This window comes from Rhizobium centroccidentale, assembly GCF_030182565.1.
GTDB lineage: Bacteria > Pseudomonadota > Alphaproteobacteria > Rhizobiales > Rhizobiaceae > Rhizobium.
The window spans coordinates 53,655-67,797 of sequence record NZ_JAQJCG010000001.1 but is presented as its reverse complement, the minus strand read 5'-3'; the positions used below and the strand labels follow the sequence as shown (position 1 = coordinate 67,797).

Annotated in this window: 10 protein-coding genes; 8 read left to right on the top strand and 2 right to left on the bottom strand. The window is 58.4% G+C overall.

Features of this window, described 5'->3' with window-relative positions:
- The first annotated feature begins 70 nt into the window (after window positions 1-70).
- From PH562_RS00330 to PH562_RS00305, 6 genes are all read left to right on the top strand, one after another.
- Window positions 71-2,404 (top strand): alpha-L-rhamnosidase, encoded by a 2,334-nt coding sequence (locus PH562_RS00330; RefSeq protein ID WP_285170813.1) that lies wholly within the window; start codon window positions 71-73, stop codon window positions 2,402-2,404.
- Window positions 2,405-2,476: 72 nt separating this feature from the next.
- A complete protein-coding gene (locus tag PH562_RS00325; protein WP_483315305.1) occupies window positions 2,477-3,748 on the top strand; it encodes an ABC transporter substrate-binding protein in 1,272 nt (423 codons plus the stop codon).
- 56 nt (window positions 3,749-3,804) lie between these two features.
- Window positions 3,805-4,668, top strand: a complete 864-nt coding sequence (locus PH562_RS00320; protein WP_285170805.1) for a carbohydrate ABC transporter permease — start codon at window positions 3,805-3,807, stop codon at window positions 4,666-4,668.
- Window positions 4,665-5,489, top strand: a complete 825-nt coding sequence (locus PH562_RS00315; protein WP_285170803.1) for a carbohydrate ABC transporter permease — start codon at window positions 4,665-4,667, stop codon at window positions 5,487-5,489. Before PH562_RS00320 ends, PH562_RS00315 begins: the two co-directional genes overlap by 4 nt.
- Before the next feature lie 3 nt (window positions 5,490-5,492).
- Window positions 5,493-6,473 carry an ABC transporter ATP-binding protein gene (locus PH562_RS00310; protein WP_285170801.1) on the top strand — a complete coding sequence of 327 codons (981 nt, stop codon included), beginning with the start codon at window positions 5,493-5,495 and terminating at the stop codon, window positions 6,471-6,473.
- Between the two features lie 549 nt (window positions 6,474-7,022).
- On the top strand, window positions 7,023-8,945 hold the full coding sequence (locus tag PH562_RS00305) for a methyl-accepting chemotaxis protein (RefSeq protein WP_285170799.1): 1,923 nt from the start codon (window positions 7,023-7,025) through the stop codon (window positions 8,943-8,945).
- A gap of 350 nt (window positions 8,946-9,295) precedes the next feature.
- Here the strand turns inward: PH562_RS00305 and PH562_RS00300 are convergent, their stop codons facing one another.
- Entirely contained in the window at window positions 9,296-9,754 is a 459-nt protein-coding gene (locus PH562_RS00300) for a DUF3237 domain-containing protein (RefSeq protein WP_285170797.1), read from the bottom strand.
- 116 nt (window positions 9,755-9,870) lie between these two features.
- Here PH562_RS00300 and PH562_RS00295 point away from each other — a divergent pair, with 116 nt between their 5' ends.
- Window positions 9,871-10,743 (top strand): LysR substrate-binding domain-containing protein, encoded by an 873-nt coding sequence (locus PH562_RS00295; RefSeq protein WP_285170795.1) that lies wholly within the window; start codon window positions 9,871-9,873, stop codon window positions 10,741-10,743.
- Between the two features lie 43 nt (window positions 10,744-10,786).
- Here the strand turns inward: PH562_RS00295 and PH562_RS00290 are convergent, their stop codons facing one another.
- On the bottom strand, window positions 10,787-13,321 hold the full coding sequence (locus PH562_RS00290; protein ID WP_285170793.1) for a phosphoenolpyruvate synthase: 2,535 nt from the start codon (window positions 13,319-13,321) through the stop codon (window positions 10,787-10,789).
- Window positions 13,322-13,413: 92 nt separating this feature from the next.
- On the opposite strand from PH562_RS00290, the gene PH562_RS00285 reads away from it, so the two are divergent.
- On the top strand, window positions 13,414-13,968 hold the full coding sequence (locus PH562_RS00285; RefSeq protein ID WP_113232558.1) for a TetR/AcrR family transcriptional regulator: 555 nt from the start codon (window positions 13,414-13,416) through the stop codon (window positions 13,966-13,968).
- Window positions 13,969-14,143: the final 175 nt, after the last annotated feature.

Here is a 14,143-nt window from a genome sequence, read left to right as displayed (position 1 = left end):
AGAATGATATACATAGAACGATACACAAAATCGTATCCCGCCGGAGGACAGGCGGCTGAGGAGGCATGCAATGACAATTCGCTCAGACCACGGCCCCGCCGTGGCCAAGACCTGTGTCGATTCCGCACTCCAATTTGCTGCATCGATGATCGCGCCGGCGTGCGATGCCGGTCAGGGAACCGCGGGAACATTCGTCTCCCGGCAATTCACGCTGGAAAAATTGCCAACCGAAGCGACGCTGCGCATTTCTGCGCTGGGGCTCTATCGCGCCTTCATCAACGGCCGGCGCGTGGGCGACGATCTGCTCACGCCGGGCTGGACCTGCTACGATGACCGGATCGCCTACCAGACCTACGACGTTACCGAGCATCTGCGCACCGGCGAAAACCGCATCGAGATCTGGCTGGGGGATGGATGGTACCGCAGCCAGCTGATGTGGGCACTTAACCCGGTCTTCAATTGCTGGGGCGAACGGGCGGCAGCGATTGCGGAGCTGAACGCCGACGGCGAACTGCTCTTGAAGACGGACGACAGCTGGAAGAGCGGTTTCACACCGGTCACCCGCAACGGCATCTACTATGGAGAGGATTACGACGCCCGCATCACGCCGCAGGATAGCCATGGCGTCGACGTTCTCGCCTTCGACAAGGGATTGCTCGTTCCGCACGAGACGGGCGCCGTCAAGGAACTCCCCGAGCATACACCGATCGACAGCTGGATCGAGGACGGCGGCAGCAACGTCTACGATTTCGGCCAGAATGCCGGCGCCTATATCCGCATCCGCGTGAAAGGTGAGAAAGGTGCCAAGCTTCGCATCGAACATTCAGAAGTGCTCGGTCCGGGGCGATTTTTCGACAATCGCAACTATCGCAGCGCGCGCGCCGAACTCATCTATACGCTCGCCGGCGAAGGAGAAGAGGTCTATGCGCCGCTCTTCACCTTCATGGGCTTCCGCTATGCGCGCGTCCACATCACCGGCCGGGCTGAACTGGTCGGCATCGCCATGGTCCCGATATCATCCGTTCCCGTGGCGGCCGGCGGTTTCAACTGCGGCGTCGGGGCGGTCAACCGCCTTGTCGAAAACACCATCTGGTCGCAGCGCTCCAACTTCATCGAAGTGCCGACAGACTGCCCCCAGCGCGATGAACGATTGGGCTGGACCGGCGATGCGCAGGTTTTCGCCGGGACGGCGTGCTGGCTGGCAGACAGCCAATCCTTCCTACGGAAATTCCTCCGCGATGTCATGCATGATCAGCGTGCCAATGGGGCAATCCCGCATTTCTCGCCGGACCCGACACGGCTTCACCCGATCGATAGCCGAGGCGACTGGGCGGGATCGACCGGCTGGGGAGACGCCATCGTCATCATCCCCTGGCAGCTTTATCTCCACTATGGCGATACCGGCGTGCTTAGGGAATGCTTCCCGGCCATGCAGCGCTGGCTCGACTACTTGTGGGGCATTTCCAACGGACCGATCATTCGCCCCCCGGCCGTCTGGGGAGCGAATGGCTTCACCTTCGGCGACTGGCTGCAGCCCATTGGCGACAATCGTAAGCCACGGCCTACGGTTGCGGATGATTGCGCAGCGACCCTCTATCATTTCATTTCTACCCAGTTGACGGCAAAGATCGCCCGCATCCTGGGTGACCGTGGCGAGGCGGAGCGCATGGAAGCTCGCACGGAAGAGATCCGGGCCGCCTTCGCGACCGAATTCTTTACGCCATCAGGCCGTATTGCGCACAACGATCAGACATCATGGGCGCTGGCCTTTCTATATGGGCTTGTTCCACCGGAGTATGAAAAGGCCGCCCGCGCCTATTTTCGACGCGTGGCCGAAGAAACCGACGGTGTCATCGGCACTGGCTTCATAGGAACCCCGGCGCTGCTTCCGGCTCTCACGCGGCTCGGCATGCATGACCTTGCCGAAAAGATGTTCCTCAATCGCAAGGTGCCGGGCTGGCTATACCAGGTTGATCAAGGTGCGACATCGATATGGGAGCGATGGGACGCGCTTGCCGAGGACGGCACGATCTACGATCCAGACATGAACAGCTACAATCACTATGCCTATGGAGCCGTATGCCAATGGCTCTTTGAGGATGTGGCTGGAATCAAGCCGCTGGAGGACGCGCCAGGCTTCGAAGAAATCTCATTCGACCCTGCCATCCTGCCGGCACTATCGCCGGTCTCGGCCTGGCATGACACACGGTTCGGCCGCATAGAGACCGCATGGGCGGTGAAGGAAGAAACCGTCACATGCCGTCTATTGCTGCCGGAAGGTATAACGGCCCGCCTGGCAGCGGGAGAAAATCGAAAATCGTTGAAGGTGGATGGCGCCGAGATCGAACCAGGCAGACAACTCAAACTGAGCAAGGGGGAACATACGATCAGCTTTGCCATCTGATACAGCTTGCGGCATCTCATCCCGCAAGCAGACAGCTCAATTCATTCCGGTCTTCAGGAGGAGGAAATGACTATGAGAATGATGAAGTGCGTCCTCGCGGCAATTTCAATGTCGCTGACGGCGGGCGTCGCACATGCCGACGTGACGCTCAGCGTCCTGATTGACACCAACCCCGAATCCATCGCGTCATTCGATGCCGTCTCCAAGGCCTATATGGAAAAGCATCCGGACGTGAGCTTCGATGTCGAACAGCGTGCCGGCGGATCGGAAGGCGACAACATCATCAAGACACGCCTTGCAACCGGCGAAATGGCCGATATTTTTCAATACAACGCCGGCTCGCTATTCCAGGCCTTGAAGCCGGAGCGAACAATGGCTGACCTCAGCGACCTCGCCTCCGAAGCCGGAATTCTCGATAGTTTCAAGAGGGTCGTCACGGGCCCGGATGGCCACGTTCGCGGCATCCCGTTCGGCCCGGCCATGGGGGGCGGAATCTTCTACAATCGCAAGATCTATGCCGAGCTCGGCCTTACTCCGCCCAAGACCTGGGCGGATTTCATGGCCAACAACCAGAAGATCAAGGCGGCCGGCAAGGTGGCGATCGCGCAAACCTACGGCACGACCTGGACGTCGCAGCTTTTCGTGCTCGCCGATTTCCACAATGTTCAGGCGGAGATCCCGGATTTTGCCGCCAACTACACCGCCAACAAGCAGAAATACGCCGATACGCCCGTTGCCTTGCGGGGGTTCGAACATCTGGAAGAGGTCGCAAAAGGCGGATTTTTCAACGCCGATTTCGGCGCGGCAACCTTCGACGACGGCATGCGCATGGTCGCCACGGGCGAGGCCGCGCACTATCCAAACCTCACTTTCGGCATTGGAAACATACAGCAGAATTTTCCAGACAATCTGAAAGACCTCGGCTTCTTTGCACTCCCCGGAGCAGATGCGGCCAAGAACGGTCTCACCGTCTGGATGCCTGCCGCACTCTATGTCTCCGCGAAATCGGAACATGTCGAGGAGGCCAAGAAATTCGTCGATTGGGTCGGCTCCAAAGAAGCCTGCGACCTGATGGCCAAGGTAGTTTCCTCCGGCCCCTATCTCGTCAGGGGATGCGAGTTGCCGAAGGATATTCCGCCCGTCGTTTCCGACATGTTGCCCTATTTCGAAACGGAGGGGCATGCGACCCCGGCATTGGAGTTTCTATCACCGGTCAAAGGGCCAGCCCTGGAGCAAATCACCGTCGAAGTCGGGACCGGAATTCGCTCCGCGAAGGACGCCGCGGCGCTCTATGATCAGGATGTCGAAAAGCAGGCCAAACAACTTGGGCTGCCCAACTGGTAACCTCCCAGCCGATCCCCTGCCCGGCATCGGTCCGGGTAGGGGTCCAAGGTAGCTCCATGGCCACACGTAAATCACCCTATCCCTATTGGTTCGTCCTGCCGGCAGCCGTGATATTCACAGTTCTCTTTCTGCTGCCGACTGCCGCCTCTTTCTGGTTCAGCCTGACACGCTGGGATCTCTTTACCACCCAGTTCATCGGCCTGGACAATTATCGCCAGTTCTTCCAGGAACCATTTCTGATCCAGGGCCTGATCAATACGATCATCTATGCGGTGACGACCTCCGCTACAAAGACGATCCTGGGTCTGCTGCTGGCGGTTCTTTTGACTTCGGGCATCTGGGCGCAGGGTCTGCTGCGCACCGTGATCTTCTTTCCGGTTCTCGTATCGACGATCGGCGTCGGCATCACCTTTTCCGTATTGATGCATCCGACCCGCGGCCTGATCAACATAACGCTCGCTGCCATGGGCATTCACGGACCAGGCTGGCTGACGGATCCCGCTCTGGCGCTCTATTCGATTGTCTTCGTCGATCTCTGGAAGGGCATTGGTCTCGCAACCGTCATCTATATCGCCGGTCTCGCCTCGATCAGCCCCGACTATTATGAAGCCGCCAGGATCGACGGTGCGACACGCCGCCAGATGTTTTTCCGTGTCACCGTTCCACTGGTGAAACCGGCAACAATTACCGTCATGACCTTATCGTTGATCGGTGGGCTGCGCAGCTTCGACCTGATCTGGGCAATGACGCGCGGCGGGCCTGGTTTCTCGTCGGATGTGCTGGCAAGCGTTATCTACAAACAGTACCAGGCCGGATTTTATGGCTTGTCGACAGCCGGCAATGTCATCCTGTTCGTCCTCATCGCTGCGATCATTCTACCGATAACAGCCTGGTTTAACCGCAAGGAGGTGGATCTTTGACCCGCCGTCAGCTTTATATCGGCATAGCGTCCCTGGTTGCCTGTGGCTTGATATTCGTCTTGCCCTTCCTGTTCATTTTCATAACTGCCGCCAAGACAAAGCAGGATGCCGCGTCGTTGACTTTTACCCTGCCTCAGGAATGGCGCCTGCTGCAGAATTTCATCGAGGTTATTCAAACCCGCAATTATATGCTTCTTCTGGCATATTTCAATTCGACCATCATCACTGTCGCCGCCGTTTCACTGCTTGTTCTGCTTGGTGCCATGGTCGGCTATATCTTGCAGCGTCGTCCATCCGGCTGGAATAGAATCATATACGGCTGTGTTCTCGCCGGTCTCATGATTCCCCCTGCCGTTGTACCGACCATCTGGGTTTTACAGTCGATCGGCCTGTTCAAGTCCATCTCGGGAATGATACTTATTCAGGTTGCCTATGGCCTTGGTTTTACCGTCCTCATGTTCCGTAGCTTCATCGCAACAATCCCGCGAGATCTCGACGAAGCGGCAATCATCGATGGAGCAAAGCCGCTGCAGATCTTCTTTCGCGTCGTGCTGCCATTGCTGAAGCCGGTGACCGTGACCATCATCGTCGTGCAGTCGATCGCCATCTTCAACGACTTCACGAACCCTCTTTATTACCTGCCGGGCAGAGAAAACGTAACAGTGCAGCTGACACTCTATAATTTCCAGGGACAGTTTCAAACGCAGTACAATCTTCTGTTCATGAATATTCTATTGGTGACGATCCCGCCGCTCATCGTCTTCGTGTTCTTCAATAGGCAGATCGTGGCAGGCATGACGGCCGGCGCAGTAAAGGGATGAGCCATGACAAGTGTCGTTCTTCAAAATATCCGCAAGGACTTCGGCAGTTTGACCGTGATGAATGGTGTCGATCTGACCGTCGAAGCTGGGGAATTCTGTGTCTTCGTCGGCCCCTCCGGCTGCGGAAAATCCACCCTTCTGCGCATGATCGCGGGATTGGAAACCTCGACCTCGGGCAGGATCTCCATCGACGGCAAGGACGTGAGGGACGCCGAGCCTTCGGAGCGCGGCATCGCGATGGTGTTTCAGTCCTACGCGCTCTATCCGCATCTGACGGTCAGCGAAAACATCGGCTTCGGTCTTTCGCTCGCCAAGCGCCCCAAGGCTGAGATTCAGGAAAAGGTTCGGCAGACTGCCGATATTCTCCAGCTGTCGCATCTGCTGGACCGAAAGCCGAAGGCGCTATCCGGCGGTCAACGGCAACGTGTTGCGATCGGCCGGGCGATCATTCGCAATCCAAAGGTTTTCCTGTTTGACGAACCCCTCTCCAATCTCGATGCATCCTTGCGGTCGCAGATGCGGATGGAATTGACCGAACTTCATGCCAAGCTCGGGGCAACGATGATCTATGTCACCCATGATCAGGTCGAGGCGATGACGATGGCAGACAAGATCGTCGTGCTGAATGGTGGCCGGATCGAACAGATCGGAACGCCGATGGGTCTTTATCATAACCCGGCCACGCCTTTCGTTGCGGGCTTCATCGGATCGCCGAAGATGAACCTGTTTGACGGCGAAGTCGCTGCCAGAGAGGGGTGCCGGACTTACGGAATCCGGCCGGAACATATCGCACTTTCCGCAACGGAAGGAAAATGGCAAGGGCGCGTGCGCCACATCGAGCGGCTCGGCGCCGACACGGTCGTTCATCTTGATGTTCCCGAACTGATATCGCTTGTCGCACGCACCGACGGCGATCGGCCGATCCAGATTGGCGAGGCTTTATTCGCCACGCCTTTGACCGGCAAGGAACACAGATTTTCATAGCGGCGAGCCACATTGATCTTGATCCAAGGGAGGCGGGCCGCAGGGCTTCGCATGCATGCGGGCTGGGATATGGAAAATCCGCCCTACGAGCGTTCTTGTACATCACATCGTGCCAAGGCGGCCTTGGGTCGAAGATCGTAACGCATGCGCTTATGCAAGGCGGCGATTGCAGTTTATTCGCTTCTTTGCGCAATGACCGCAATCAAAGACTGCATTTCTATGCAAGCCTGCCATTCTGCGCGGTATGTTGCACACAGATACGCGTCCTTGCGGTCAGGAATCTACTATTGATTGGCAGACATTCTTGCATCATGCAATTTGCAGTTACAGACCAAGCCGTTGAATTATTTAATAAAAATCGCGCAGTTCTGGTTGTCGTTAATTATTTTCTCAGACATATCTGACTTCATTGGCATTGCAGCGCCAAATGCGTCGAGCAGAATGCTCCTTACCTGCGATGTTTCCGATCTTCAGAGCAGACAATCGCAGGCCTATATTCATTTTCATCGTGTGGGCAGCTGCCAGCTCGCTAAAAACCAATGAGCCACCATGTCATTTCTCCAGAACGCCAAGATCCGCACGAAAGTGCTCTCCATCATCATTCCGATCTGTCTGATCGGGATCGCAGGTGTCCTTGTCGTATCGAGCCAGTATAGGAACACGGTTGCCACCTACTCGAATTTTATTGCCAAGAATGAAGCGGCTGCGGTGGAAATGTCGAGGGCCAGCCAGCGCTTGACCGCCATGAGTTACAATGCCTATCAGATCCTGCAATATCCAGCCAAGGATCCGCAGACGACGAAGTTTTCGAAGGACTATGAGGAGAATAAGCAAATTCTTCTGCAGCGTTTCGCGAACGTTAAACGGTTGATTCCTGCTGAAGCGGATGCCGTGGAAAAGCTGGCCTCGAGGGCCAATGATATCATCGTCCTTACGGATCAAGCCGTAAAAGCCGGTCTGATCGATGACAACGACACCGCCGCCAAGCTCTTGAAGCAGGTGGATCCGATGATCGATGACGAGGTAGTCTCAGTTCGCCAGTGGCTTGATACGTTCAATAAGAACATCAATGACAAGAGTGACATGCTGGCGGAACACGCGAGCAGCACCATTACAAATGCTCTGGTCGCGCTTGGCGTTCTCTTTGCCGCCGCCATTGCGATCGCCATTCTCGTGTCGACGCGCGGCATCGCGGCCCCGATCGAACGGCTGCGGGCGCGCATGGTATCCCTCGCCGACGGCAATACCGATGAGCAGATCGTCGGCATTGGGCGCAAAGACGAAGTCGGTCAGATGGCTGCGGCCGTCTCCATCTTCCGCGACCATGCCATCGAGCGGATAAGACTCGAACAGGAGGCGAGCGCCAATCGTAGTCTCTCCGAACGGGAAAGGCTTGAACGCGAAGCACAGAAAGCCAAGGATGCGGCGGACACGCAATTTGCCGTCGATGGCCTTGCAAGCGGTCTGGCCGAGCTTTCGAATGGCAATCTGGTCTATCGCATCGAACAGCCCTTCGTCGATCACCTCGACCGCCTGAGGGCGGACTTCAATGCCTCGATGGCGAAGCTGGAGGAAACGCTGCGCTCCGTTGGCCAGGGAGGTCAGGCCATTGCCGCCGGTGCCAGCCAGATCCGGTCTGCAGCCGATGATCTCTCCAAGCGCACCGAGCAGCAGGCGGCCTCTGTCGAGGAGACGGCGGCCGCACTCGAGGAGATCACCACGACCGTCAAGGATTCCACCCGGCGCGCGGAGGAGGCAAGCTCGCTCGTCGGACGAGCGCGCATCGGCGCCGAAAAATCCGGCGAAGTCATGCAGGAAGCGATTTCAGCAATGGAGGCGATCTCGAAATCCTCGGGCGAAATTTCCAACATCATCGGCGTCATCGACGATATAGCCTTCCAGACGAACCTGCTTGCTCTCAATGCAGGCGTCGAGGCAGCGCGTGCGGGCGAAGCGGGCAAGGGCTTTGCCGTCGTCGCACAGGAAGTCCGGGAGCTTGCGCAGCGCTCCGCCACGGCCGCCAAGGAGATCAAGGCGCTGATTTCGACATCGGGCCAGCAGGTCGACAGCGGCGTCAATCTCGTTACCAAGACAGGGCAATCGCTGCAGCAGATCGTCAAGGAAGTCGAAGAAATCGACCGCAACGTGCGAGCGATCGTCGAGGCCGCCCGCGAGCAGGCGACCGGCCTGCAGGAGATCAGCACAGCCGTCAACAGCATCGATCAGGGAACGCAGCAGAATGCCGCCATGGTCGAGGAATCCACCGCGGCAAGCTACAGCCTTGCCAAGGAAGTGACGGCCCTGAACGAGCTGCTCGGACAATTCGATCTGCAAAACGGCCGCAGCCATGCGCGGCCGGCAGCTGCGACGGAGCGATCCCGCCCTGCCGCCTCGCCGGCACGCTCGCTGCGCTCCAAGATCGCCGGCGCATTCGTTGGTTCCGGTGCAGCGGCATCCTGGGAAGAGTTCTAATTTCAGGGGCGGGCGTCGGTCTTTGACCGATTGCAAGCCAAAAGAACAAGGCGGCCAGTTTTGGCCACCTTGTTCTTTTTCAAAGCGAGTGATTGCTATGATGCACGGGCTCTTGAAGGGAAGCGACGCAATGGCCCGTCATTGCCCCAGACGGTGAAAACACAGCCTCCATGAGGAGGGCGTTACGCGATCGCCGAAAGATCCACTGGAAGCTGAGATCAGCGGGTTCACCCACACACGCCCTGAACCGCGATCGCACGCACACCGGAAGTCTCCGCAGCCAAACCAGCTTTGAAACAAAAGATCCCATTCTCGTGAAGAAACCTCGCTCCCGACCGTTTTTCTGTTCGTCAGAGAATCTCGAAGAGCTCGTATTTGACGCCGCCTGGAAAGCGGCCGCCCTTTCCAACGCAGACGATCGCATTGATCCACGCATATGTGGGCGAGGCAGTCTCGAAATACGGCGTCGTTCGTAGATAATATTCCGAAGGGTCGACAGATTCGCCGCGCCCCAAACGCTCGGAAACTTCGACCGACGCGTGGCGAACACCACGATAGGTCATGAGAATATGGGCGCCATCTTGAGCCTCGAGCAGAACCCGCACATCTTGCTGAAATGTTCCGTCCTGGCGGGTGACAAGAAGATCCGAGCCGATCAACGGTGAGACCTTGCCCTTCAGACGCGCTCCTTCGAAGTGGCCGCCCGATACCGGAAAAATGCGGCGCGCGCCTGCGGGACATGGCCCGATATCGATCGTAGGATGAAGCTCGAGATAAAGAGTAAATAGAGGACGCGATTGCAGCTCCATGAGGCACTCCCATTTATGGAACGCGCGATCGCCTCCATTTCTGGCGAGTATTAAACTCGCTATAATCTTGGAGCAAAAACGGGCATTACTTGCTATCATCATAAGCGAAACTACATATGCGCCCTTCACTGGAATCTCTGAAAGTCCTCGAGATCTGCGTCGTTTCCGGCAGTTTTGCCCGTGCGGCCGAACGCTTGTTTCTTACCCCCGCCGCGGTGAGCCTGCGCATTCGAACACTTGAGGACGAACTGGGTGAACCACTCTTCATTCGGCGAGGACCACGCGTGGTGCCCACGCCGAAAGCCATCCTCCTTGCAAAGGGCGTGCGGCGCGGTATGGATGAAATTCACTCCGCCTTGGCCGCTTTCGAGGCAGCATCTCCTCCCCTGCGGGTAACCGCGCCTCCCACGCTAGCAACTCGTTGGCTCGCGCCGCGCCTTTCGAGCTATCAGCGCTGCGAAATCGAACTCGACGTTTCGGCCGATATTCGTGATCCGTCAGACTTCGACGTTGCTATTCGCACCGGAGCCGGGAGCTGGCCGGGCCTGGAGGGCTTTCGGTTGTTTCCTGTGCAGCTGACCCCGCTTCTGGCTCCATCGCTTGCGGCGCTGCTGGAACCTCAAGTCCCCGAGACGCTCGCAACTCTGCCGCTGTTGCCGCATCCGGACTGGGAAAGATGGTTTCTGAGCGCAACAGGGAGCGTCCCGCCGGAGTTGAACTTCACCCGCGTGGAATATCCGAACCATGACCTGAATGTGAATGCGGCCTGCGCGGGCGAAGGCGTGGCGCTCGTACCGCTCGGCTTCTTCGAACCCCTGGTCCGATCGGGTGCATTGGTGGCACCCTTCGACCACGTGCTTGACGGTCCCGACTGGCACTTTGCGCTTTTCCGCAATGATGATGTCAGGCCAGGGCCTCGAGAATTCTGCGATTGGCTTTATGAGCAGAGTCGCCTGACGTCAGCCGCGCTTGAGGTACGCACCAAGTGAGCCTCCACTGCTGCCGGACCGCTGTTGGAAGTCTGCGGCCTGCTCAGGCGGATGTCAGTATGGTGATCACGCCATTCGTCCCGTCAACGCGGATCCTCTGACCGTCCAGAATGCGCCGGGTCGCATCCTGGACCGCAACGACGGCGGGCAAGCCGTATTCGCGCGCGATGACAGCGCCATGGCTCATCTGTCCACCGGCTTCGGTCACCAGCCCGGCTATGCTTACGAATAACGGGGTCCAGCTTGGATCGGTATAGGCGGTGACGAGAATATCTCCGGCCTCAATATCGGCCGCGGCCAAGTCGCGGATGATTCTGGCGCGCCCCTCGACGCTCCCCGCCGAAACAGGCAGCCCTGGAAGCGCTTTCGCGGGAAGGTCATCACGTTTAAAGTCGCCAAAAAGCGCTTCACCATCCGAGGTGAGCACGCGCGGCGAAGCAAGCCGCTCGTAAGCCGCAAACTCGGCACGGCGCGCAAGGATGAGATCATGATCGGCCTGCCCCGTCCGGACAACCTCGCGTAGTTCGTCAAAACGGAGATAGAAGATATCGCTCGTCCGGTTCAGCACTCCGCTATCGACAAGTTTCTGCGCCTCTCTCAGCATTGCTTGCTTATGAAGGTCGAGGCGGCAGACCCATCCGTATTTCGGGTATTCGCGGTAACCGATGAAGGCCCGCATTCGATCGATTGCATCCTTGGTCTTCGCAGCCTTCGCCTCACCATTCGAGAGGGCACGTAAGCGCGATAAAAGGTCCTGCTCCGCAGCCTTCGCTCGGGCGAGACCGGCATCGAAGCGCCGCTTGGCTTCACCGGGTTGGAAGCGGTCGATGTTGGCCAGAATCATCGGGACGAGAACCGCGGGCTTTTCCCGCCAGCGGGTTCGGGTGATGTCGATCTCGCCCGCACAGCGCATGCCATATTTGGCAAGGTAGCCATCGATCGCTTCGAATGCTTCCGGGCCGCCGTCGACCTTTACGAGATCCGAAAGGGGGGCACTCCCGTCAAACTGCCGCAGGAATGAGACGGCGTCGGCATGAGGTCGGATTGCGTCGGCGACATCGAGAAGATCGAGACCCATCCGCGAGGTTATGTTGTTGTCGACCGACTGCGAGAGCGTGTCGGCCACGCCCGTTTCGCCAAGCCACTCGGCGATGTGGTCGTTCAGCCACCACATCGCCTCGATGCCGGCCATGAGAACCTGGGTGCTTTGCGGCGCGGTCAGTTGCCGTTTCAGCGCGGCAAGATCGTCAGCGATGAGGTCGAACAGCTCGTTGCCGGATTTCGCCGCGAGATGTAGCCGTGCCTCCTCGACCGCCATCTCGCTTTGCGCGATCAGTTTGCCTACGATTGCGGGGTCGAGATTGGTCGCGGTATTCTTCTCACCTACAGCCTTGGGCGCGGATGCCGAGGCATTTGCGTCTTGTTCGGGACGCGTGGCGACAAATCCTCGCTCCAGCAGCGCATCGACCGCACTGCGGATGAGTGGATCCCGGTTAAGCATAACCATCAGAGCCGCGCGACTGGCGGGGGAGGCAAGTTGCTCGGTGACATCGACGAACAGGCGGCCGCCTGCCTCGTGCATGGGACGGGCCGCAAGCCTCTGCCAGAAGGACAGGCCGAGCGGCCGTATCGCGTCGGTCATCATTTGCTGATGGCCCACCGACAGGTAGACATGTCGCTTGCCGTCGTCATGGGGCGGGACCGGGAACAAGGTGGTGATCGGCCTGCTTTGAACAATTTGAAACGCACCATCGGACAGGCACCACTCGATGTCCTGGGGACAGCCGAAATGCGCCTGGATGCGTCGACCGACGGCAGCGAGATCCCGCGCCTCTTCGGCAGCCAGTATGGCGCAATCGCCTGCCGCCGTCTCGACGACCTGCGCGCCCCGAAGCCTGAAGCCTTGCGGAATGACGGAACCCGAGACGAGCGCCTCGCCGCTTCCGGCACAGGCTTCGATCGCGACGATCGTTCTGTCTCCCGACACGGGGTCGGCCGTGAACATTACGCCCGAGGCATCGGCCGACACCATTTGCTGCACGATGACGGCCATCTTGATACCACCATGGCCGATTCCGTTGTGCCGACGATAAGTTACCGCTCGCTCGGTGAAGAGAGAGGCCCAGCAGCGGCGCACGGCATCCACGATAGCGCCAATGCCGCATAGGCTGAGATAGCTCTCATGCTGGCCGGCAAAGGAGGCGGTTGGCATATCTTCAGCCGTCGCGCTCGAGCGAACAGCCCAAGCCGCAGCCCCTCCGCCCTCGGCCAGCAACGCGGAAATCGAGGCCACGACCGACTTGGGAACCGTCAACCGCTCGATCAGTAGGCGGACTTCAGCACACAAGACGGCATTGGTAGCGCCTTCGCCACCCAGCGCAAGATCGAGCCGGCCTATAGCGGCGCCAACCTCGGGCGAGCCCGCAAGGACCGCAGAAAATACATCCGTTGTTACGCAAAGGCCGGCCGGAACGACTACGCCCTCGACTTTTGCCAGCTCCCCAAGGTTCGCGGCCTTCCCACCGACCAACGAAGCTTGATTCCGGTCAACCTCAGAGAGGCGAACTGTCACTTTCATGAGCGGACTCGTCAGCTGGAATCTTGACATCAGAAACGGAGGAATATACTCCGTTTATGGCAGTATCAAGACGATCGAAGATGTGAAACCCGATGCGGGCGGATGCGCAAAAAAATCGACAACGACTGATAGATGTAACGGTCGAACTGATTCTGAAAGTCGGCGGTGAACCCTCGCGTGACGCCATAGCAGAGCGCGCCGGCGTCGGCATAGGAACCCTATACAGGCACTTTCCCGACCAGCAGTCACTTCTTCATGCCGTCGTCCGCTGCGTGTTGGAAAGAAGCATCAGTGCTGGAGAGGCATTGGTTGGAACCGCTCCTGACGAGGGCGATGTCCTGCGCCAATACATGCACATGGCGTTGGATAATGGGATTGGTGTGGTCAACATCATTCACCCCCTTTTGGAGACGCGAGACTGGCCCGATCTTCTCGCCCGAGCCGGCAGGCTCATGAAGTCTATCGTCAGCCGCGCCACCCAGGACGGCACGCTCCGCAGCGATCTCTCTGATCGCGATATCATATTCGCCTTGATCCGCTTTGCTCGACCACTCGCAGTTGGGTTGCCTTCGAGCGAGGAGCGCGCGCTCGCGCACAGGCATCTCGATTTTTACATTGATGGACTGCGCGCCCGGCAGCGCCGCTAAACGGTTTTGATGGCATTGGAGATCAGCCCGCCATCTTTGAATGATAGGCTAGGTCAATTGTGAGGGGCTGGCACCGATCTCTGCGAATGAACCCGGGCTGAATGATGCTTTCAGCTTCTGTTCCGAAGGCGGCGTCTAAAAGAAAGACGTTCAACCGCGGTCTTATCCGCCTGAG